Origin of the sequence: Mycobacterium paraffinicum (assembly GCF_025822865.1) — a bacterium.
GTDB lineage: Bacteria > Actinomycetota > Actinomycetes > Mycobacteriales > Mycobacteriaceae > Mycobacterium > Mycobacterium paraffinicum.
This window is the reverse complement of record NZ_JACKUR010000016.1, coordinates 330405-350641: the sequence shown is the minus strand read 5'-3', so window position 1 is coordinate 350641 and position 20237 is coordinate 330405. Positions and strand designations below refer to the sequence as shown.

The following is a 20237-nucleotide window of genomic DNA, read 5'->3' as shown; positions in this document are numbered from 1 at the left end:
AGGTCGCACCGCCGCGGCTGTGGGCCCCGGTGTTCTCAATCGCGTTCGGCCTGCTGATGGTCGGCTTGGCCGCCGAGGGCACGCACGCACACGCCGTGGCCGCTTGGGCAACGGCCCTGGGCGCGGTGGTGGCGGGGACGGCATTTCGTCCGGCCGCAACGCTTGCGGTGCTGCTGTCGGTGGTCACCATCGTGCTGTCCGACCCGCCGCTCGTGTTCGTCGCGCTGTCGGGGCTCAGCGCCGCCGCCTATCTGGTGTGCCGCCACGCAGTCGGCGGGTCGGCCGGTGTGGTGCTGGGCAGCTGGCCGACAGCCGTTGGCGCCGTTGGGTTCACGTTCGCCGGGTTGGTCGCGACGTCGTTCCCGCTGCAGCTCCCGTGGTTGCCGCTGGCTGCGCCGCTGGCCGCCCTGGCCGTTTACGTGCTGGCCGTGCGGCCGTTCCTCGGCTGATCTCAGTGCAGCAGCTGGGCGGCCTGGTCGGCGAGGTCGAGCACCGGCTGCGGGAAGATGCCCAGCGCCACGGTAATCACGGCGCACACGGCGATCGCGGCCTTGCTCAAAATGCCCGGCGCCACCACGTGGGGGGTGTCGTCGGTTGCCTCGGTGAAGAACATCGAAACGATCACCCGCACGTAGAAGTAGGCGGCGATCCCACTGGCCACCACGCCGATGATCACCAGCGGTGCCGCGCCGCCCTGCGCCGCGGCCTTGAACACGGCGAGCTTGCTGACGAACCCGCTCGTCAGCGGGATGCCTGCGAAGGCCAGCAGGAACATCGAAAACATCACGCCCACAATCGGTGAGCGCTGCCCGAGTCCCGCCCAGTGCGACAGGGTGGCGTCCTCGACGCCGTCGGCGTCGCGGATCAGGCTCACGATGGCGAACGCGCCGACGGTGCTGAAGCTGTAGGCGAGCAGGTAGAACAGCGTGGACGAGAGGCCCGCCTGGTTATCGGCGATGACGCCGGTGAGGATGAACCCGACGTGGGCGACCGAGGAGTAGGCGAGCATCCGCTTGACGTCGGTCTGGTTCACTGCGGTGATGGTGCCCACCGCCATGGTGAGGATCGAGATGGTCCACAGCACCGGGCGCCATTGATCGTGTAGAGGCGGCAGCGCGACGTAGACCACCCGCAGCAGCGCGCCGAAGGCCGCGACCTTGGTGGCCGCCGCCATGAATCCGGTGATGGGTGTGGGCGCGCCCTGGTAGACGTCCGGGATCCACGAATGGAACGGAACCGCACCCACTTTGAACAGCAGGCCGACGGACAGCAGCGCGACGCCCACCAACGCCATCGAGGTGTCCCCGTGTGCCGCCAGCGCGTCCCGGATGCCGGTCAGCAGCAGCGTGCCGGTCGCGCCGTACAGCAGCGCCACGCCGTACAGAAAGAACGCCGACGAGAAGGCGCCCAACAGGAAGTACTTCATCGCCGCCTCCTGCGAAAGCAGGCGCCGGTGACGGGCCAGGCCGCACATCAGGTACAGCGGAAGCGAAAGAACTTCCAGCGCAACGAACATCGTCAACAGGTCGTTGGAAGCGGGGAAGACCATCATGCCGCCGACGGACAGCATCGCCAGTGGGAACAGCTCCGTCTGCGCGGCCCCGGCCCGCTCCGCGTCGCGCTCGGCGTCGCTGCCCGGCACCGCGGACGCCTGCGGGGTGAAGGAATCCAGGCCGACCGGCCCGGCGGCGCCCACCCCCGCGGCGACCTTGCTGTCCGCCTTGGCTTGGGTGCGTTCGGCGATGAAGATGACCGCCAGCACCGCGACCAGCAGCACCGTGCCCTGCAGATACAGGGTCGGCCGGTCGACGGCCATCGCGCCCAGCACCGTCGCGCGGCCGGCGGCCGGGACGGAGCGGCTCACCGCGATCACCGCGACGAAGGCTGCCACCAAACCGGCCAGGGCCAGCGTCACCTGGGCGCCATAGCGAATCCGCCTGGGCACGAACGCTTCCGCGAGGACGCCGACCACGGCGACGCCGAACACGATGAGCGCCGGGCAGAGCAGGAAGTACTCGATGCTGGGGGTGGGGAGGGTCATTATCGCGGTCCTTCGGCTGTCCGGGGTGCGCGGTTGACCGCCGGCACGCTCGGCGCGGGATCATGCTGACCGATGGTGGTCATGGTGTTCTCGACGGCGGGGTTGATGATGTCCAGCACCGGCTTCGGGTAAATCCCGAGAACGAACAACAGCGCGATCAACGGTGCGACGACGAGCAATTCGCGGGCCCGCAGGTCGCTGATCTTCTCGTTGCCGGTGACCACCGGTCCGGTCATCATGCGCTGGTAGAGCCACAGCATGTAGATGGCGGACAACACCAGCGCGGTGACGCCGAAGGCGGCCGCCAGCCAGTACCGGTTGAAAGTGCCCAGCAGGACCAGGAATTCGCTGATGAACGGCGCCAGACCGGGCAGCGACAGGGTGGCCATGGCCGAGACGAGGAACGTCCCCGCCAGGATGGGCGCCACCTTCTGCACCCCGCCGTAGTCGGCGATCTTCCGGCTACCGTGCCGCGATATCAGGAAGCCCGCGATCAGGAACACCGCCGCGGTGGACAGGCCGTGGTTGAGCATGTAGAGGGTCGAGCCGCTCTGCCCCTGGCTGGTCATCACGAAGATGCCCAGAATGATGAACCCGAAGTGCGAGATGGAGGTGTAGGCGATCAGGCGCATGATGTCGGTCTGCCCGATGGCCACGACCGCGCCGTAGATGACACCGATGACGGCCAGCACGACGATCAGGGGGCGGAAATAGGTTGAGGCGCCGGGGAACAGCTGCAGGCAGTAGCGCAGCATGCCGAAGGTGCCGACCTTGTCCATCACCGCCATCATCAGCACCGCGGTGGCCGGGGTGGCCTCCACCGCGGCGTCGGGCAGCCAGCGGTGGAACGGCCACAGCGGCGCTTTGATGGCAAAGGCGAACATGAAGCCCAGGAACAGCGCCTTGAACACCGCGGAGTCGGCGCCGTAGCGGCCGGAGGCGACGCCGGCGACGATCTCGCGGAAGTCGAAGGTGCCGGTACCGTGTTGCGCGGTCACCACGTACAGCCCGATCACCGCGGCCAGCATGATCAGCCCGCCGAACAGGTTGTACAGCAAGAACTTCACCGCCGCGCGTGACCTGCCGGCCCCACCGCCGAAGCCCCCGATCAGGAAGTACATCGGGATGAGCATGGCCTCGAAGAAGACGTAGAAGAGCAACACGTCCAGCGCGACCACCGAGATCAGCACCATCGACTCGATGGCCAGCGTCAGCGCGACATAGGCGTGCACGCCGCGAGGGCTGCGTTCTCCTCCGTCGTTCCAGCCGGCCACCTGCAGCACCGGGATCAGCACCGCGGTGAGCAGTACCAGCACCACGGCGATGCCGTCCACGCCGAGCGAGTAGGTGGCGCCGAACGCCGGTATCCAGGAATGGCTTTCGACGAACTGGTAAGTGGTGCCACCGGACCTGAAGCCGAGGGTGATGACGACCGCGACCGCCAGCGTGAGGACGCCGAAGACCAGGCCGGTCCACTTGGCGAGCCGGCGCAGTCCCGGCGGCAGCAGGATGACGAGCACCGAACCGGCCAGCGGCACCAGCCACAGGATGCTCAGCCAGGGCAGATTTTTCACCACAGTTTCACCGCCAGGATCAGCGCGACCACCAGGACCGCGCCCGTGAGCATCGACAATGCGTAGTTGCGGGCGAAGCCGGTTTGCAGCCCCCGCAGGCGATTCGAAGTTCGGCTTACCAGCGCGGCGAGCGCGTTGACGGAACCGTCGACCCCCGCGTTGTCGACGTCGACGAGCGCTTCGGTCAGTTCCGCTCCGGGGCGCATGAACACCTCCTCATTGAAGGCGTCGCCGTAGAAGTCCCTGCGTGCGGCCGTCGTGAGCGGTGACACCGCGAGCGGTGCCACCCTGGGAATTTCGGCGCTCGCGTACAACCGGTAGGCCACCGCGATACCGACGATGACCACGCCCAGCGCCAGGGCGGTGCTCACCCAGGCGGGGAAGGCGTGCGTCACCTCTTCGTGCTTACCGACGACCGGCTCGAGCCAGCGTTGCAGGGTGCCCCGCCACGCCAGCAGGCCACCGGAGAACACCGAGCCGACGGCGAGCAGAATCATCGGCCACGTCATCAGGCCGGGCGCCTCGTGCGGATGGCTGTTTGGCGCCCAACGCTTTTTGCCGAAGAACGTCATCAGCATGACGCGAGTCATGTAGAACGCGGTGACGCCCGCACCCAGCAGCGCCGACCCGCCCAGCACATAACCGCGAACGTCGCCGGCGCCCAGCGCCGCCTCGATGATGGCGTCCTTGGAGAAGAAGCCCGCGAACGGGGGCACGCCGATGATCGCCAGATACCCGAGGCCGAAGGTGGCGAAGGTGATCGGCAGCGCCGCGCGCAGGCCGCCGTAGCGGCGCATGTCCTGTTCCTCGTGCATCGCGTGGATCACCGCGCCGGAGCCGAGGAACAAGCCCGCCTTGAAGAAGCCGTGGGTGAGCAGATGCATGATCGCGAACGCGTACCCGGCGGGGCCCAATCCGGCGGCCAGCACCATGTAGCCGATCTGGCTCATGGTGGATGCCGCCAGCGCACGCTTGATGTCGTCCTTGGCACAGCCGATGAACGCCCCGAGCAGCAACGTGACGGCGCCGACGGCGACGACGGCGGTCTGAGCATCGGGGGCCAGGTTGTAGAGCGGGTTGGACCGCACGATGAGGTAGACGCCGGCGGTCACCATGGTGGCGGCGTGAATCAGCGCGGACACCGGCGTGGGGCCCTCCATGGCGTCACCCAACCAGGCCTGCAGCGGAACCTGCGCCGACTTGGCGCAGGCACCCAACAGCAACAGCAACCCCATCGCCGTCAGCGCGCCGCGGCCGGCGGCGGGTGCGCCGCCGAACACCCCGGCGTAGGACAGCGTGCCGAAGGTGCTGAACATCAAGAACATTCCCAGGGCCAGCCCGGCGTCCCCGACGCGGTTCATCACGAACGCCTTCTTGGCGGCGGTCGCGGCCGTGGGCTTGTGGTACCAGAACCCGATCAGCAGGTAGGAGGCCAGGCCCACGCCTTCCCAGCCGACGTAGAGGACCACGTAGTTGTCGGCGACCACCAGCAGCAGCATCGAGGCGAGGAACAGGTTGAGGTAGCCGAAAAACCTTCGGCGGTCCGGGTCCTCGGCCATGTAGGCGACCGAATAGATGTGGATCAGCGACCCGACGCCCGAGATCAGCAGCACGAAACACACCGAGAGCTGGTCGATCTGCAGGCCGAGGTCCACCTGCAGTTGGCCGACCGGGATCCAGCTGAACACCGTCTGGTGGATCACGCGGTCGTCCGCGCCGCGGCCGAGCAATTCGTTCAGCAGGTTCAGGCCGACGCCGAACGCCGCGAGCGCGGTGGCGCAGCCCAGCCAGTGGCCCCAGGCGTCGGTGCGTCGCCCGCCGAACAACAGGATCGCGGCACCCGCCAGCGGCAGTGCCACCAGCAGCCAGGTGTAGTGAGTCATGTTGGCCCCATATTGGCGATGTCAGCCTTTGAGTAGGTTCGCGTCGTCGACCGACGCCGATTTGCGGGCACGGAAAATCGTCATGATGATCGCCAGGCCGACGACGACCTCGCACGCGGCCACCACCATCGTGAAGAACGCGATCATCTGCCCGTCCAGGTGGCCGTGCATCCGCGCGAACGTGACGAACGCCAGGTTGACCGCGTTCAGCATCAGCTCGACGCACATGAACATCACGATGGCGTTGCGTCGCAACAGCACACCCGAGGCCCCGATGGTGAACAGCAGGGCCGAAAGGTAGAGGTAATTGGCCGGATTCATGACGTGCCGCCTTGTGATAGGGAGGGGCTCGCCTGACGGGAGGGAGTTTCCTTGCCGTCGGCGCCGCGGCTGCGCAGGATCGGCGACACCGACAGCTCCGAGTACGAACCGTCCGGCAGCAGCGCGGCCACGTCGACGGCGTTGTGGCGCGCGTAGACGCCGGGGCTGGGCATCGGGGTGGGGTGTTGACCGGCCTGGAATCTCTCCTGCGAGAGCTCCCGCTGGGTCTTGCGGCGCTCGAAAGGCTCGCGGTGTGCCAGCACCATCGCCCCGACGGCCGCGGTGATCAGCAACGCGCTGGTGAGTTCGAACGCCCACACATACCGGGAGAAGATCAGTGCGGCAAGCCCTTCCACGTTGCCGTTCGCGTTGGCGGTGGTCAGCCCGGCGAAGCCGCCGGTCGCGGCGGCGCCGATGGCGGCGATCAGCAGAACGCCGAACCCGACGCCGGCCAGGACGGCGGCGATGCGCTGGCCGTGCAGCGTCTCCTTCAGGGATTCCGCGGAGTCCACGCCGATCAGCATCAGCACGAACAAGAACAGCATCATCACCGCGCCGGTGTAGACCACGACCTGGACGACGCCCAGAAACAGCGCGTCCTGGATCATGTAGAACACCGCGAGGATGATCATCGTCATCGCCAGGAACATCGCCGAGTACACGGCGTTGACCGCCAGCACCACGCCGATCGCCCCGATCAGCGCCAGCGCTCCCAGCACCCAGAACGCCACCGCCTCACCGGTGGAGGTGCGGACGATCGTGTCCGAAGCCAGATTGGAGGCCAGGAGCTGGCCCGTTACCCCAGTCACCGGGATTCCCCGGCCTTCTCGGTTTCGCGCAGGCCGTTCGCGGTGACGTTGCCCTGGTAGTAATCCTTGTCGGTGGCGCCGGGCGCCCGGGGGTGCGGCGGCGCGAGCATGTCTTGCAGCAGCGGCGCCAGCAGCCGGTCCTTTTCGTAGATCAGGTCGGCGCGGTTGTCGTCGGCCATCTCGTAGTCGTTGGTCATCGTCAGCGCCCGGGTCGGGCAGGCCTCGATGCACAGGCCGCAGCCGATGCAACGCAGGTAGTTGATTTGATAGACCCGGCCGTAGCGTTCCCCGGGCGAGTACCGAAGTTCCTCGGTGTTGTCCGCGCCCTCGACGTAGATCGCGTCGGCCGGGCACGCCCAGGCGCACAGCTCGCACCCGATGCATTTCTCCAGGCCGTCGGGGTAACGGTTGAGCTGGTGACGGCCGTGATAGCGCGGTGCGACGGGACCCGGCTTCTCCGGATACTCCTCGGTGACGTGCCTTTTGAACATCGAGCCGAACGTCACGCCGAATCCGGCAATGGCGGCTAACGGCCGCCGAAACACTCTAGCCACGTGCTTTCTCCTTGCTCGCGGCCGCCAGGGACTTCATCGGCAGCGGCGGTGTCGGGAATACCGGTGTGGGGGCCTGTCCGGCCGGGAGTTGCTTGGCCTCGCGGCGGAGCTGTCGCTCCAGCGCGCGAATACCGGGCGTGGCGAACGGTTTTCGCAACAACAGCACCAGCGCCGTCGCGAACACGATGCTGCAGGCGACCAGCACCGGCGTCCAGTGCGCGTACCCCTGGTTCTGCAGGGTGCGAATCACCGCCGCGATCAACACCCAGACGAGCGAGGCCGGGATCAGCAGCTTCCAGCCCAGCCCCATGAACTGGTCGTAGCGCAGCCGGGGCAGGGAGGCCCGCAGCCAGAAGTAGACGAACAGGAACGTCCACATCTTGGCGGTGAACCAGAGCAGCGGCCACCACCCGGTGTTGGCGCCGGCCCACATGTTGATGGGCCATGGTGCGTGCCAGCCACCGAAGAACAGGACGGTGGCCAGCGACGAAACCGTCATCATGTTGACGTATTCGGCCAGCATGAACATCGCGAACTTCAGCGACGAGTACTCGGTGTGGAATCCGGCGACCAGCTCACCCTCGGCCTCGGGCAAATCGAATGGCGCCCGGTTGGTTTCGCCGACCATGGAGATCAGGTAGATGACGAACGACGGCAGCAGCAGGAACACGTACCAGACCCGGTCCTGCGCCGCGACGATCTGTGACGTCGACATGGTGCCGGCGTAAAGGAACACCGCCGCGAACGACAGCCCCATCGCCACCTCGTAGGAGATGACCTGCGCGGTGGAGCGCACCCCGCCCAGCAGCGGGTAGGTGGAGCCGGACGCCCAGCCGCCCAGCACGATGCCGTACACGCCGATCGCCGAAAGCCCCAGGATGAACAGCACCGCCACCGGGAGGTCGGTCAGCTGCAGCGGTGTGCGGTGCCCGAACACCGACACCACCGGCCCGAACGGGATGAACGCGAAGGCGGTGAACGCGGGAATGGTGGAGATGACCGGCGCCGCGAAGTAGACGAACTTGTCGACGCCGCCCGGCGTGATGGTTTCCTTGAGCGCCAACTTGATTCCGTCGGCCAGGCTCTGCAGGACACCCCACGGACCCGCGCGGTTCGGTCCGGGCCGCAGCTGCATCCAGCCGAGAATCTTGCGCTCGAGCAGGATCGCGACCAGCACGTTGAGCATGAGGAACACGAAGATGGCCAGCGCCTTGCCCAGCACCAGCCACCAGGTGTCGTGCCCGAAGGCGGTCAAGGAGGTCGTCGTCATGAGCCCACTCCGATTTTGACTGTGCTGCCCAGGGTTACGCCCAGCTGCCGGTGGACGGCGCAACCCGGGGAGTTCAGCGGGAGCCACACCACCCGGTCGGGCATGTCGGTGATGATCAGCGGCAGGCTGATCGATCCGCGCGGCGTGCTGACGGTGACCGCGTCACCGTCGGCGGCGCCGATCTCGGCGGCCGTGTCGGCCGACAGCCGCACCGCGGGCTTGCGCGCGGTCCCGGCCAGATGCGGTTCACCGTCTTGCATTCGGCCGTTGTCCAGCAACATCCGCCAGCCGGTCAGCACCGCCTCGCCGGACCCGGCCTGCGCCGGCTCCGGGGCCGCGACGGCCGGGCCTGCGGCCCAATTGCCGTCCCAGGTGCCCAGCGCGGCGAGTTCGGCACGGGCCGCCGCGGCGGTCGACAGCCCCAGATAGACGCCCATCTCCTCGGCCAGCGCGTCGAGCACTTGGTGGTCGGACTGGCTGGCTTGCTCGCTGCTCCAGCGCAGCGCCGGTTCGAACGGGCGGTAGCGGCCCTCCCAGTTGACGAAGGCCCCGGCCTTCTGCGTCGTCGGCGCGACGGGGAACACCACGTCGGCGCGGTCGGTGACGGCGCTGCGCCGCAGCTCCAGGCTGACCACGAATCCGGCGGAGTCAAGAGCGGCGAGCACCGCTTCGGGGTCGGCGAAGTCGTCGGGTTCGACCCCGCCGACCAGCAGGGCGCCCAGCGTCCCGTCGGCGGCGGCGGCCAGGATTCCGTCGACGTCACGCCCTGTGGCGGAAGGCAATTCGGAGACGTGCCATGCCGCGGCGATCTGCGCGCGGGCTGCCTCGTCGTCGAGGGGGCGGCCGCCCGGCAGCAGGGCGGGCAGCGCGCCGGCCTCCAGCGCTCCCCGCTCGCCGGCTCGGCGTGGCACCCACGCCAGCCGGGCCCCGGTGGCGTCGGCGAGCCGGGCGGCGGCGGACAATCCGCCGGGCACGGTGGCCAGGCGTTCGCCGACCATGATGACCGCGCCGGCGGTGGACAGCAGTTCGCCCACCTCGCCGGTGGCCAGCCCGTCGAGCGCCGCCGCTTCGGCGCCCGGAGCGGTTTTGATGAGCCGCCCGGACATCTTCACCAGCGCCCGGGTGGCGAACGGCGCCACCGCGTACACCGGTAGCCGGTGCTTGCGGGCGGCCTTGCGCAGCCGCAGGAACACGATGGGCGACTCGTCTTCGGGCTCGAACCCCACCAGCACCACCACCGGCGCCGATTCCAGATCTGAGTAGCTGACGTCGCGCCGGCCGGCGATGCGCGACGCCAGGAAGTCGGCCTCCTCGGCCGAGTTCGGGCGGGCGCGGAAGTCAATATCGTTGCTGTCCAACACGATTCGGGCGAACTTGGAGTACGCGTAGGCGTCTTCCAGGGTGGCCCGGCCACCGACCAGCACACCCGTGCGCCCGCGGGCCGCGTCCAGGCCCCGAATCGCCGTCGCCATCGCGTGCGACCACGACGCGGGCACCAGCGTGCCGTCCGCGTCGCGAATCAGGGGAGTGCCGATCACGTCCGGCTGGGTCGCGTAGGAGAACGCCCACCGCCCCTTGTCGCAGTTCCACTCCTCGTTGACTTCCGGGTCGTCACCGGCCAGCCGGCGCAATACCTTGCCGCGGCGGTGGTCGGTGCGCTGGGCGCACCCGGACGCGCAGTGTTCGCAGACGCTGGGGCTGGACACCAGGTCGAAGGGGCGGGCCCGGAAACGGTAGGCCGTTCCGGTCAGCGCGCCGACCGGGCAGATCTGCACCGTGTTGCCCGAGAAGTACGAGTCGAACGGCTCATTGGCGTAGATGCCGACCTGCTGCAGGGCGCCACGCTCCTGCATGTCGATGAAAATGTCCCCGGCGATCTGTTCGGAGAACCGCGTGCAGCGGGCGCACAGGATGCAGCGCTCACGATCCAGCAGCACCTGGGCGGAGATGTTGATCGGCTTGGCGAAGGTGCGCTTGACGTCGGTGAAGCGGGAATCGGTGCGGCCGTTGGACATCGCCTGGTTCTGCAGCGGGCACTCGCCGCCCTTGTCGCACATCGGGCAGTCCAGCGGGTGGTTGATGAGCAGCAGCTCCATCACACCGTGCTGGGCTTTGTCCGCGGCCTCCGAGGTGAGCTGCGTGCGCACGACCATGTCATCGGTGGCGACGGTGGTGCACGACGCCATCGGCTTGCGTTGCCCCTCAACCTCAACCAGGCACTGGCGGCACGCGCCGACCGGCTCGAGCAGCGGGTGGTCGCAGAACCGCGGGATCTGGATGCCCATCAGCTCGGCCGCGCGGATCACCAATGTGCCCTTTGGCACGCTGATTTCGTTGCCGTCGATGGTCAGCGTCACCATGTCCGGCGGGCACACCTCGTCACCGGTGTCCGTCTTCGCCGCCTGAGTCATAAGAGCGTCAAGCCTTTCCGTTCAGCATGGAGTCTCGGGGGTCGAACGGGCAGCCACCGTCTTCGACGTGCGCCACGTATTCGTCGCGGAAGTACTTGATCGACGACATCACCGGGCTGGCGGCGCCATCACCCAACGCGCAGAAGGACTTTCCCAAGATGGTGTCGGAGATGTCCAACAGCTTGTCGATGTCCTCGTGGGTGCCCTTGCCGGTTTCCAGCCGCTCGTAGATCTGGTCCAGCCAGAAGGTGCCCTCCCGGCAGGGGGTGCACTTCCCGCAGGATTCGTGCTTGTAGAAGTACGTCCAGCGGCGCACCGCTCGCACCACGCAGGTGGTCTCGTCGAAGATCTCCAGCGCCTTGGTGCCCAGCATGGAGCCGACCGCGCCGACGCCCTCGTAGTCCAACGGCACGTCGAGGTGCTCGTCGGTGAGCAGCGGGGTGGACGACCCGCCGGGCGTCCAGAACTTGAGCCGGTGCCCGGCCCGCACCCCGCCGGCGTAGGCGAGCAACTCGCGCAACGTGATACCCAGCGGCGCCTCGTACTGGCCGGGCCGGGCGACATGCCCGGACAGCGAATACAGCGTGAAGCCAGGCGATTTCTCGGTGCCCATCGACCGGAACCAGTCGACGCCGTTTCCGATGATGGCTGGCACGCTGGCGATCGTCTCGACGTTGTTGATCACCGTGGGGCAGCCGTAGAGCCCCGCCACAGCGGGGAAGGGCGGCCGGAGCCGCGGCTGGCCCCGCCGGCCTTCCAGCGAATCCAGCAGCGCGGTTTCCTCGCCGCAGATGTAGGCGCCGGCGCCCGCGTGCACCACCAGCTCCAGGTCGAAGCATGAGCCGTTGATGTCGCGGCCCAGATATCCGGCGGCGTAAGCCTCGGCCACCGCGTTCTGCAGGCGGCGCAACACCGGCAGAACCTCCCCGCGCACGTAGATGAACGCATGGCTGGCCCGGATCGCGTAGGCGGCGATGATGACGCCCTCGATGAGCACGTGCGGCGTCGCCAACATCAACGGAATGTCTTTGCACGTACCGGGTTCCGACTCGTCGGCATTGACCACCAGGTAGTGCGGCTTGGCGGCCGCGCCGGTGTCGCCCTGCGGGATGAACGACCACTTCGTTCCGGTCGAGAAGCCGGCACCACCGCGCCCGCGCAGCCCGGAGTCCTTGACCATGGCGATCACGTCGTCGGGCGCCATGGCCAGCGCCTTCTTCATCCCCTCGTAGCCGTCGTGACGGCGGTAGGTCTCAAGGGTCCATGACTCGGGATCGTCCCAGAACCGGCTGATGACCGGGGTGAGTGGCGTGGCCTGAGAGCTGGTCATGACTGGCCTCCCGGCGGGGTGGGCGCCTGCATGCCGTTTTCCTTCGCCACCTTCAGGCCCGCCAGTGTGGCCTCGCCCGCACCGCCCTGGCCCTGGTCGGGCCGTTCGTCGGGGAGGCCGGCCAGGATGCGTGACGTCTCGCGGAAGGCACACAGCGGGGCACCGCGGGTGGGCGGCTTGGGCGTGCCCGAGCGCAAGGAGTCGACGAGCTCGCGGGCCGAGTCCGGTGTCTGATTGTCGAAGAACTCCCAGTTGACCATCACCACCGGCGCGTAGTCGCACGCGGCGTTGCACTCGATGTGTTGCAGGGTGACGGAGCCGTCGGGGGTGGTCTCGTCGTTGCCGATGCCCAAATGCTCCCGCAGGGCGTCGAATACGGCGTCGCCGCCCATGATGGCGCACAGCGTGTTGGTGCAGACACCGACCAGGTAGTCGCCGGTGGGTCCGCGGCGGTACATCGTGTAGAAGCTCGCCACCGCCGACACCTCGGCGCCGGTCAGGCCCAGCTGCTCACCGCAGAACTCCAAACCGGCCGGGGTCAGGTAGGAGTCCTCGGCCTGCACCAGGTGCAGCAACGGCAGCAACGCCGAGCGCTTATTGGGGTAGCGGCCCATGATCTCCTTGGCGTCGACCTCCAGCCGCGCCCGCACTTCCGCCGAATACGATTGCGGCGCACCCTCAACCACGAATGCGTTGGGTTCCTCGGGCGGTGGCCCGAGCCGGATGAACACCGGCTGTCCTTGCGGGCCGGTCACCGATCCACCCCGCCCATGACCGGGTCGATGCTGGCGACCGCGGTGATCAGGTCGGCCACCATCCCGCCCTCGCACATCGCGGCGACCGACTGCAGGTTGGTGAACGACGGGTCCCGGTAGTGCACGCGGTAGGGGCGGGTGCCGCCGTCGCTGACCATGTGCACGCCGAGCTCCCCGCGCGGTGACTCCACCGCGGTGTAGACCTGGCCCGCCGGAACCCGGATGCCCTCGGTGACCAGCTTGAAGTGGTGGATCAAGGCCTCCATCGAGCCGCCCATGATCTTGGCGATGTGCTCCTGCGAGTTACCCATCCCGTCCGGGCCCACCTTGAGGTCGGCCGGCCAGGCGATCTTGCGGTCCTCGATCATGGTCGGGCCGGGCTTCAACTTGTCCAGACACTGCTCGACGATCTTGATCGACTCCCACATCTCGTTGACGCGAATCATGTAGCGCCCGTAAGCATCACATGTGTCGGCGGTCATCACGTCGAATTCGTAGTTTTCATATCCGCAGTACGGTTCGCTCTTGCGCAGATCGTGCGGCAACCCGGTGGCGCGCAGGATCGGTCCGGTGATGCCGAGGGCCATGCAGCCGGTCAGGTCCAGGTAGCCGATGTCCTGGGTGCGGGCCTTCCAGATGGCGTTCTCGTTGAGCAGACCGCCCATTTCGCGCAGCACCTGGCGCAGCGGCTCGAGGGCCTCGGCGATGTCGGACTCCGCGCCCGGCGGCAGATCCTGCGCCACGCCACCCGGGCGGATGTAGGCGCTGTTCATCCGCAACCCGGAGATCTTCTCGAACAGGGTCAGCACGATCTCGCGGCCGCGGAAACCGACGAACATCGGGGTCATCGCGCCCAATTCCATGCCGCCGGTGGCCAGTGCGACCAGATGCGAGGAGATCCGGTTGAGCTCCATCATCATCACCCGGATGACGTTGACCCGCTCGGGTATCTGGTCGGTGATGTCGAGCAGTTTCTCCACGCCCAGGCAGTACGCGACCTCGTTGAAAAACGGTGACAGGTAATCCATTCGGGTTACGAAGGTGACTCCCTGCGCCCAGTAGCGATATTCGAGGTTCTTCTCGATACCGGTGTGCAGGTAGCCGATTCCGCAGCGAACCTCGGTGACCGTTTCGCCTTCGATCTCCAGAATCAGCCGCAACACCCCGTGGGTGGACGGGTGCTGGGGACCCATGTTGACGACGATCCGTTCGCCGGGGTCCGCCTTGCGGGCGGCGTCGACGATCTGGTCCCAGTCCTGTCCGCCGGCGACCAGGACGGTCTCCGGGCCTTCCGGGGTGCCGCCATCGCGCGTCGAGTCGGTGATTGTGCTCATCAGTTGTACGCTCTCCGCTCGTCGGGCGGGGGAATCTGGGCTCCCTTGTATTCCACCGGGATGCCGCCGAGGGGATAGTCCTTGCGTTGCGGATGGCCATGCCAGTCGTCGGGCATCTCGATGCGGGTCAGCGACGGGTGTCCGTCGAAGATGATGCCGAAGAAGTCGTAGGTTTCGCGCTCGTGCCAGTCGGTGGTCGGGTAGATCCCGTACAGCGAGGGGATGTGCGGATCGCTGTCCGGCGCAGCCACTTCCAGGCGGACGCGGCGATTGTGCGTGATCGACTGCAACGGGTACACCGCGTGCAGTTCGCGACCGGTCTCGTGGGGGTAGTGCACCCCGCTGACACCCAGACACATCTCGAAGCGCAGCCCCGGCTCATCGCGAAGATGCTGGGCGACCCGGGGCAGCGCTTCGCGGCGCACGTGCAGGGTCAGCTCGTCGCGGTACACCACGACTTTCTCTATCGCGTCGGAGAATGCGACGTCCGCGCTTTTCAGCGCCTGGGCCAGTGTGTCGACCACGTCGTCGAAGTAGCGGCCGTAGGGTCGGGGGCTGCTGCCGGGAAGCATGACCTCGCGGACCAGGCGCCCGTAGCCGGACGTGTCACCGGAACCCTTGGCGCCGAACATGCCGCGGCGCACGTCGATCACTTCTTCGTCGGCCTGGCTGATCGCCTCTTGGGGATCTTGGTCGGGCGAGCTCATCGCAGCAGTCCGCGCATCTCGATCGTGGGCCGCGCCGCCAGCGCCGCCTGCTCGGCCTCGGCGATGGCTTCTTCGCGGTTGACGCCCAGCGGCATTTCCTGAATCTTCTCGTGCAGCTTCAGGATTGCGTGCAACAGCATCTCCGGCCGCGGCGGGCAACCGGGCAGGTAGATGTCCACCGGCACGACGTGGTCCACGCCCTGCACGATCGCGTAGTTATTGAACATCCCGCCGGACGACGCGCACACGCCCATGGCCAGCACCCACTTCGGCTCGCCCATCTGGTCGTAGATCTGGCGCAGCACCGGCGCCATCTTCTGGCTCACGCGGCCCGCGACGATCATCAGGTCGGCCTGCCGCGGCGTCGCCGAGAATCGCTCCATGCCGAACCGCGCGATGTCGAATCTTGGCCCGGCGGTTGCCATCATCTCGATGGCACAGCACGCCAACCCGAACGTCGCCGGCCACAAGGAGTTCTTGCGCACATAGCCGGCCACCTTCTCGACCGTCGACAGGAGAATCCCGCCGGGCAGCTGTTCTTCGAGACCCACGTCTACCTCAATCCCACGTCAGGCCGCCGCGACGCCACACATAGGCGTACGCCACGAAGACCGTGAGCATGAACACCACCATCTCGACCAACGCGAACGTTCCCAGCGCGTCGTAACTGACCGCCCATGGATACAAGAACACGATTTCGATGTCGAAGACGATAAAAAGCATTGCGGTCAGGTAATACTTCACCGGGAACCGCTGGCCGGCCGCCGCGTGCGGGCCGCTGACCGGACTGTCGGTGGGTTCGATGCCGCACTCGTACGGCGCCATCTTCGACTTGTTGTAACGCGTCGGGCCGGCCAGGCTCGCGATCACCACCGATCCCACGGCGAAGGCCGCGGCTATCGCCCCGAGCACCAAGATGGGTATGTAGACGTTCAACTCGCTCCAAGATCTCCTCGTACGGGCCGCCGGTGCGGCGGCCGGGCGGGGGCCGGGCTGCTGTGACGTACCCGGACTGCGGGCCACCACAGTGACCTCCACAACATAGCGTCGCGAAGACGGCTGTGTTTTGTCGGGGTGGGGCTATTCGCCTCGTTTTCTGTGTCGCCGCAACCGGTTGGCTCGCCGCCACGGTCGGCCGGCGGCGTATCAACGCCGGTCTCGCACCCGCCGTCGGGGTGCTGCTCGCTGTGTTACCGCAGGTGAAAGGGCTAGCGCGTAGGTGTGCGGAGCAGCCCGAGCACCGTGCGGCCCAGCACGATGGGATCGAGGGGATGCGGCACCGCGGCTTCGGCCCGCGACCAGTTCGCCAGCCAGGCGTCGTCCGGGCGGCCGGTGAGCACCAGGATCGGTGGGCACGTGGCGAGTTCGTCTTTGAGTTGTTTGGCGATTCCCATGCCGCCGGTGGGCGTGGCTTCCCCGTCGAGAATGGCCAAGTCGATGCCGCCCTCGTCCATCTGGCGCACCACCATCGGGGCGGTCGCCACCTCGAGGTAGGTCAGCTCGGGCAGGTCCGGATGCAGATGCTTGCCCAGTGCCCGGATGACTTGTTCGCGGGTCTTGGCGTTATCGCTGTAGACCAGGATCCGCAGAGCAACGCTGGATTCGGGGCTGGAGTCGGACACGGTGCAGATGCTACTGGTGTCGCACCGGCTTCACTGGGCAGCCCGCACGAAGACGGCCTCGGCCGCCGCCTTCGCCGTCGAGCCGATCATGCCGAGCCGGTTCCAGCCCAGGTCGAACTGGGTGCGATCCACCTTGGTTTCCCCGGCGATCCGGATCGAGCCGTCGTCGAGCTCGGTGATCGTGGCGGACAGGGGCAGCGGCGCGGTGATGCCCTTGATGGTGAAGTCGGCGCGGAGGTCTGCGGCCTTGCCTTTGGTCGGGTGCACGGCGGTGACGACGATGCTGATCTCACCGAAGCGCTCGACGTCGAAGAAGTCGGGCGAGCGCAGGTGCTTGTCGCGACGGCCTATCCCCGTGTCCAGGGACGCGGTGCGGATGTCGAGGCGGCCGAAAACCGCCCCCTTCGCCGTCAGTTGGCCGTCGCCGCTGAACTCGGTGAAGCGGCCCTTGACCTTCAGCAGGCCCCACATGTTTGCGACCTTGAAGGTGACCTCCGAGCGGTCGGGGACGAGGTTCCACACGCCGGCCAGGTCGGGATCGTTCAGAAGTGTTTCCAAAGTCGTCATCGTCACCCCCATCTCTCGTTGCGAATCTAACGCCTAGTCCATCAACGGCGCGATCTCGGCGGGGTCGAAGTACTCGTCGATCCGGTCCAGCCGGCCGTCGCCGGCCACCCTGATCACGATGCACACCCGCATCGAGATCGATTGGCCGGCATGGCCGGTGGCGTGCAGGATGTGCTGCTGGACGAAGCCGCCCTCGAAGAATCGCCGGTCCAGGATTTCGTATTGGCGCTCGGTGGTCGCGGTGATGAACCAGTTGATGACCCGAAGCGCGCGGGCCTTGCCGTCATCGCGGCCCGCGCCGACTCGCCAGACCGCGATGTCGTCGCTCCACATCCGGTCAACCGCCGCGGAGTCACCCTTTTCGATCGCCGTGAACAGGCGGTCTGCCGCGTCGGCAACGATTTCCGCGCTCACATCGGCCATGATCTCGCTCCTATTCTGATTGCCCGGCGCCTCCTCGCGCCGCTTCGCGGCCCGCATCGTCGCCGAGCTAATCGCTGTCGTATCCGGGGTGGGCGGCGGCCACCCGGCGCCGCACCAACGTGCGCAGGCAGGCGGTGACCTCCCGGGCCCGCCCGTCCAGCTCGCCCGCGCGTATCGCGGCGGCCAGCTCTTCCTCGTCGGCGAATCCCAGGTCGGCCAGCGCTTCGCGCGATTCGGCCTCGCTCTCGTCGAGCAGTTCGCGCTCGACGATGCGCAGCGCGTTGGCGGCCACCCGGGCGTGGAAGTTGACCTGCCCGCTGGTCGCGGCCCGCACGTCGTTCTCCAGGAATTCGGCCACCGCGGCCACCAGCTCGGCGGCGAGCGGGCGCCCGTACGGGCCGATCATTCCGGCACCTCTTCGAGCAGGTCGAGCAGGTCCCATTCGGTCTCGCACACGCGGCGGCCGATCGTGGCCAGCTCCACCGAGCGGAACTGACCGCTCAAATGCCGCTCCGCCTGGTAGCGGCAGATGACGCCCCAGCGCAGCGTGGCCAGCACCAGCCACCAGTGAAACGCCACCCGGTCGACGCTAGTCCCGCCGGCCTGCTCGTAGGCGTGCAGGAAATTCTCGACGCTGCCGAGGCCACCGGCGCCGAGGCTGGCGGGGGCGCCGAAGCGCCAGGCGCGGATGCAGAACCAGGCCAGATCGTCAAACGGGTCGCCGCGGTGTACCAGCTCCCAGTCGAGGACGGCGGCGAGGCGGGACCCGTCGACGATGAGGTTGCCCATCCGATAGTCCCCGTGCACGAGAACGTCCGCCGACGGTTCGGGCCGGTTGGCGCCCAGCCAGCGAAACGCCCATTCGAAGGTGGCCGTGGTGTCACCCATGGCGTCGAGCCGCTCCCGCCACTGCGTGAGCGGGTCCTCGCGCGTGAGACCGGGGATGCTCGGGTCGGCGCGGTGGATGGCGGCCAGGGCCTGCGCGCATTGCCGCAGCAGCTCCCCACGGGCCGCTTGCCCGCCCGCGGCTTCGAGCTGACGCTGAATGCGCCGGACGATGGTCTCGCCCGCGATCTCGTCGCAGATCAGAAACGGATTGCCCAGTGCGGCAGGCGAATCGTGGGCGATGAGCACGTGGGGGACCGGTGCGCCCGCCGCCGCGGCGGCGGCCTGGGCGCGTGCCTCCAGCTCCATGCCGGCGTGCACGTCGTCTGGCGCGCCGGTGCGCAGGATCAGCGCGTGGCGTCGCTCGCCGGCGACGGCGGTGAACGCCCACGTGGAGCGGCTGGCGCCTCCGGTCAGCACGCGCAGGTTCTCAATCGCCACATCGGCACCGAGGAGCGGCGCCAGCACGGCGGCGATCTGGGGGGCCAACTCCTCCGTCGATGTCACTTGCCAAACTTAAACAGCCGCTGCGCCACCCGGCGAATCTGGATCTCCTCCGCTCCCTCGGTGATCCGGTAGCGGCGGTGGTGGCGATAGATGTGCTCGAACGGCTCGTGCCGGCTGTAGCCGAGGCCACCGAAGACCTGCATGGCCCGGTCGGCGGCGTCGCAGACGAGTCGGTTGGCGCGGTAGTTGGCCATCGACACCTTGTCCGACACTTCCATGTGGTGGTCCCGGTCCAGATGCCAGGCGGCATAGGCCACCAGCAGCCGCACCATCTGGGCTTCGGTTTGCAATTCGGCCAGCGGCCACTGCACGGCCTGGTTGACCGAAAGCGGCTTGCCGAAGACGGTCCGTTTGCCGGCGTATTCGGCGGCGCGGTCGATGCAGTACTGGGCCGCGCCCAGGCTGCTGGCCGCCTGCCGAATCCTGTTCTCGTGCAGGAACGTCTGCGCGACCTCCAGGCCGCGGTCCACCTCTCCGAGCACCGCGTCGGCGGGGACCCGGACGTCGGTCAACTGAACTTCGCCATGGTCGGTCGGCATGTTGAACGTCCACCAGTAGTAGGGGACGGTGAACCCGGGCGCATCCGTCGGCACCAGGAACGCCGTGATGCCCCGCGCCTGGCCGGGCTCACCGGAGGTGCGCGCGAACACCAGGTCGTGGGTCGCGCGGTGGACCCCGGTGTTGAACCGCTTGGCGCCGTTGATCACCCACCCATCGCCGTCGGCCTGGGCGCGCGTCTTCAGCCATGTCGCGTCCGAGCCGTGCTGGGGCTCGGTCAGTCCGAACGCCATCGAACGTTCCCCGGTGATCAGCGCTTCGGACCAGAGCCGTCGTTGCTCGTCGGTGCCGAAGCGCTCCATCATGATCACCTGCGGGAAGTTGCCGACGATCGAGGACTCATTCTGCAGGTCGTTGTGCAGGCCGAGGCCCTTGTGCGCCAGGTGCTCCCGGATGACGGCCATGTCGACGTTGGTGCCGTCCCGGCCGCCCAGCGACGCCGGCAGCCCGTACCGCAGCCAGCCCGCCTTGTCGGCCCGCCGGCGCATCTCCGCGAGCAGATCCTCCCATTCGCGCGTCGGGATGCCGTCGTTGTCCCAGTCGGTGCGGGCATGTTCGCGGCGCTTGTCGAAGTACTGGATGTGGTCGCGCTCCAGCGGTTTGATCTCCGCCTCGATGAACTCGTCCATCTGAGCGAGCAGACCCGGAAGGTGTTCGGGGAGTGTGAAATCCACGGTTATCTCCTT

The 20237-nt window shown here is 67.7% G+C and carries 21 protein-coding genes; 1 reads left to right on the top strand and 20 read right to left on the bottom strand.

The window, feature by feature from the left end:
- Nucleotides 1-56 precede the first annotated feature (56 nt).
- Entirely contained in the window at nt 57-449 is a 393-nt protein-coding gene (locus H7J89_RS06955) for a hypothetical protein (protein WP_264040265.1), read from the top strand.
- A gap of 2 nt (nt 450-451) precedes the next feature.
- On the opposite strand, the gene nuoN is transcribed toward H7J89_RS06955, so the two are convergent.
- The 20 genes from nuoN to H7J89_RS06855 form a co-directional block, all read right to left on the bottom strand.
- Nucleotides 452-2041 carry an NADH-quinone oxidoreductase subunit NuoN gene (gene nuoN, locus H7J89_RS06950; protein WP_264038770.1) on the bottom strand — a complete coding sequence of 530 codons (1590 nt, stop codon included), beginning with the start codon at nt 2039-2041 and terminating at the stop codon, nt 452-454.
- Entirely contained in the window at nt 2041-3615 is a 1575-nt protein-coding gene (locus H7J89_RS06945) for an NADH-quinone oxidoreductase subunit M (RefSeq protein WP_264038762.1), read from the bottom strand. Before H7J89_RS06945 ends, nuoN begins: the two co-directional genes overlap by 1 nt.
- The gene (gene nuoL / locus H7J89_RS06940; protein ID WP_264038753.1) at nt 3612-5498 is read right to left on the bottom strand and encodes an NADH-quinone oxidoreductase subunit L; all 1887 of its coding nucleotides are present in this window, start codon (nt 5496-5498) and stop codon (nt 3612-3614) included. The genes H7J89_RS06945 and nuoL overlap by 4 nt, the downstream gene beginning before the upstream one ends.
- 21 nt (nt 5499-5519) lie before the next feature.
- Nucleotides 5520-5819, bottom strand: coding sequence for an NADH-quinone oxidoreductase subunit NuoK (gene nuoK / locus H7J89_RS06935; protein WP_007168303.1), 300 nt, complete (start codon nt 5817-5819; stop codon nt 5520-5522).
- Entirely contained in the window at nt 5816-6604 is a 789-nt protein-coding gene (locus H7J89_RS06930) for an NADH-quinone oxidoreductase subunit J (RefSeq protein ID WP_264040257.1), read from the bottom strand. The genes nuoK and H7J89_RS06930 overlap by 4 nt, the downstream gene beginning before the upstream one ends.
- 20 nt (nt 6605-6624) lie before the next feature.
- Nucleotides 6625-7182 carry an NADH-quinone oxidoreductase subunit NuoI gene (gene nuoI, locus H7J89_RS06925; RefSeq protein ID WP_264038746.1) on the bottom strand — a complete coding sequence of 186 codons (558 nt, stop codon included), beginning with the start codon at nt 7180-7182 and terminating at the stop codon, nt 6625-6627.
- Nucleotides 7175-8437 (bottom strand): NADH-quinone oxidoreductase subunit NuoH, encoded by a 1263-nt coding sequence (gene nuoH / locus H7J89_RS06920; RefSeq protein ID WP_264040248.1) that lies wholly within the window; start codon nt 8435-8437, stop codon nt 7175-7177. Before nuoH ends, nuoI begins: the two co-directional genes overlap by 8 nt.
- Before the next feature lie 11 nt (nt 8438-8448).
- Complete coding sequence (locus H7J89_RS06915) at nt 8449-10863, bottom strand: NADH-quinone oxidoreductase subunit G (protein WP_264038739.1); 2415 nt, start codon at nt 10861-10863, stop codon at nt 8449-8451.
- A gap of 7 nt (nt 10864-10870) precedes the next feature.
- Nucleotides 10871-12193 carry an NADH-quinone oxidoreductase subunit NuoF gene (gene nuoF / locus H7J89_RS06910; RefSeq protein WP_264038731.1) on the bottom strand — a complete coding sequence of 441 codons (1323 nt, stop codon included), beginning with the start codon at nt 12191-12193 and terminating at the stop codon, nt 10871-10873.
- Nucleotides 12190-12948 (bottom strand): NADH-quinone oxidoreductase subunit NuoE, encoded by a 759-nt coding sequence (gene nuoE, locus H7J89_RS06905; RefSeq protein ID WP_264038722.1) that lies wholly within the window; start codon nt 12946-12948, stop codon nt 12190-12192. Before nuoE ends, nuoF begins: the two co-directional genes overlap by 4 nt.
- Nucleotides 12945-14282, bottom strand: a complete 1338-nt coding sequence (nuoD, locus tag H7J89_RS06900; protein ID WP_264038715.1) for an NADH dehydrogenase (quinone) subunit D — start codon at nt 14280-14282, stop codon at nt 12945-12947. Before nuoD ends, nuoE begins: the two co-directional genes overlap by 4 nt.
- The gene (locus tag H7J89_RS06895) at nt 14282-14989 is read right to left on the bottom strand and encodes an NADH-quinone oxidoreductase subunit C (protein WP_264038707.1); all 708 of its coding nucleotides are present in this window, start codon (nt 14987-14989) and stop codon (nt 14282-14284) included. Before H7J89_RS06895 ends, nuoD begins: the two co-directional genes overlap by 1 nt.
- Nucleotides 14986-15540 carry a NuoB/complex I 20 kDa subunit family protein gene (locus H7J89_RS06890; protein WP_066946610.1) on the bottom strand — a complete coding sequence of 185 codons (555 nt, stop codon included), beginning with the start codon at nt 15538-15540 and terminating at the stop codon, nt 14986-14988. The genes H7J89_RS06895 and H7J89_RS06890 overlap by 4 nt, the downstream gene beginning before the upstream one ends.
- Before the next feature lie 7 nt (nt 15541-15547).
- Complete coding sequence (locus H7J89_RS06885) at nt 15548-15925, bottom strand: NADH-quinone oxidoreductase subunit A (RefSeq protein ID WP_264038691.1); 378 nt, start codon at nt 15923-15925, stop codon at nt 15548-15550.
- 272 nt (nt 15926-16197) lie between these two features.
- Nucleotides 16198-16611 (bottom strand): Rv3143 family two-component system response regulator, encoded by a 414-nt coding sequence (locus H7J89_RS06880; RefSeq protein WP_046185372.1) that lies wholly within the window; start codon nt 16609-16611, stop codon nt 16198-16200.
- Nucleotides 16612-16641: 30 nt separating this feature from the next.
- A complete protein-coding gene (locus H7J89_RS06875; RefSeq protein ID WP_264038674.1) occupies nt 16642-17178 on the bottom strand; it encodes a YceI family protein in 537 nt (178 codons plus the stop codon).
- 33 nt (nt 17179-17211) lie between these two features.
- Nucleotides 17212-17601: a nuclear transport factor 2 family protein gene (locus tag H7J89_RS06870; protein WP_264038669.1), complete on the bottom strand. Its 390-nt coding sequence runs from the start codon at nt 17599-17601 to the stop codon at nt 17212-17214.
- Nucleotides 17602-17668: 67 nt separating this feature from the next.
- Entirely contained in the window at nt 17669-18007 is a 339-nt protein-coding gene (locus H7J89_RS06865; protein WP_264038668.1) for a DUF6285 domain-containing protein, read from the bottom strand.
- The gene (locus H7J89_RS06860; RefSeq protein ID WP_264038667.1) at nt 18004-18993 is read right to left on the bottom strand and encodes a phosphotransferase family protein; all 990 of its coding nucleotides are present in this window, start codon (nt 18991-18993) and stop codon (nt 18004-18006) included. Before H7J89_RS06860 ends, H7J89_RS06865 begins: the two co-directional genes overlap by 4 nt.
- Nucleotides 18990-20225 (bottom strand): acyl-CoA dehydrogenase family protein, encoded by a 1236-nt coding sequence (locus H7J89_RS06855; RefSeq protein WP_264038665.1) that lies wholly within the window; start codon nt 20223-20225, stop codon nt 18990-18992. Before H7J89_RS06855 ends, H7J89_RS06860 begins: the two co-directional genes overlap by 4 nt.
- Nucleotides 20226-20237: the final 12 nt, after the last annotated feature.

Bases quoted from the DNA above. Each gene is read 5' to 3' on its own strand.
- H7J89_RS06955 (WP_264040265.1), top strand. From the start codon at position 57: ATGGTCGGCTTGGCCGCCGAGGGCACGCACGCACACGCCGTGGCCGCT.
- nuoN (WP_264038770.1), bottom strand. From the start codon at position 2,041: ATGACCCTCCCCACCCCCAGCATCGAGTACTTCCTGCTCTGCCCGGCG.
- nuoL (WP_264038753.1), bottom strand. From the start codon at position 5,498: ATGACTCACTACACCTGGCTGCTGGTGGCACTGCCGCTGGCGGGTGCC.
- nuoK (WP_007168303.1), bottom strand. From the start codon at position 5,819: ATGAATCCGGCCAATTACCTCTACCTTTCGGCCCTGCTGTTCACCATC.
- H7J89_RS06915 (WP_264038739.1), bottom strand. From the start codon at position 10,863: ATGACTCAGGCGGCGAAGACGGACACCGGTGACGAGGTGTGCCCGCCG.
- nuoF (WP_264038731.1), bottom strand. From the start codon at position 12,193: ATGACCAGCTCTCAGGCCACGCCACTCACCCCGGTCATCAGCCGGTTC.
- nuoD (WP_264038715.1), bottom strand. From the start codon at position 14,282: ATGAGCACAATCACCGACTCGACGCGCGATGGCGGCACCCCGGAAGGC.
- H7J89_RS06895 (WP_264038707.1), bottom strand. From the start codon at position 14,989: ATGAGCTCGCCCGACCAAGATCCCCAAGAGGCGATCAGCCAGGCCGAC.
- H7J89_RS06875 (WP_264038674.1), bottom strand. From the start codon at position 17,178: ATGACGACTTTGGAAACACTTCTGAACGATCCCGACCTGGCCGGCGTG.
- H7J89_RS06870 (WP_264038669.1), bottom strand. From the start codon at position 17,601: ATGGCCGATGTGAGCGCGGAAATCGTTGCCGACGCGGCAGACCGCCTG.
- H7J89_RS06865 (WP_264038668.1), bottom strand. From the start codon at position 18,007: ATGATCGGCCCGTACGGGCGCCCGCTCGCCGCCGAGCTGGTGGCCGCG.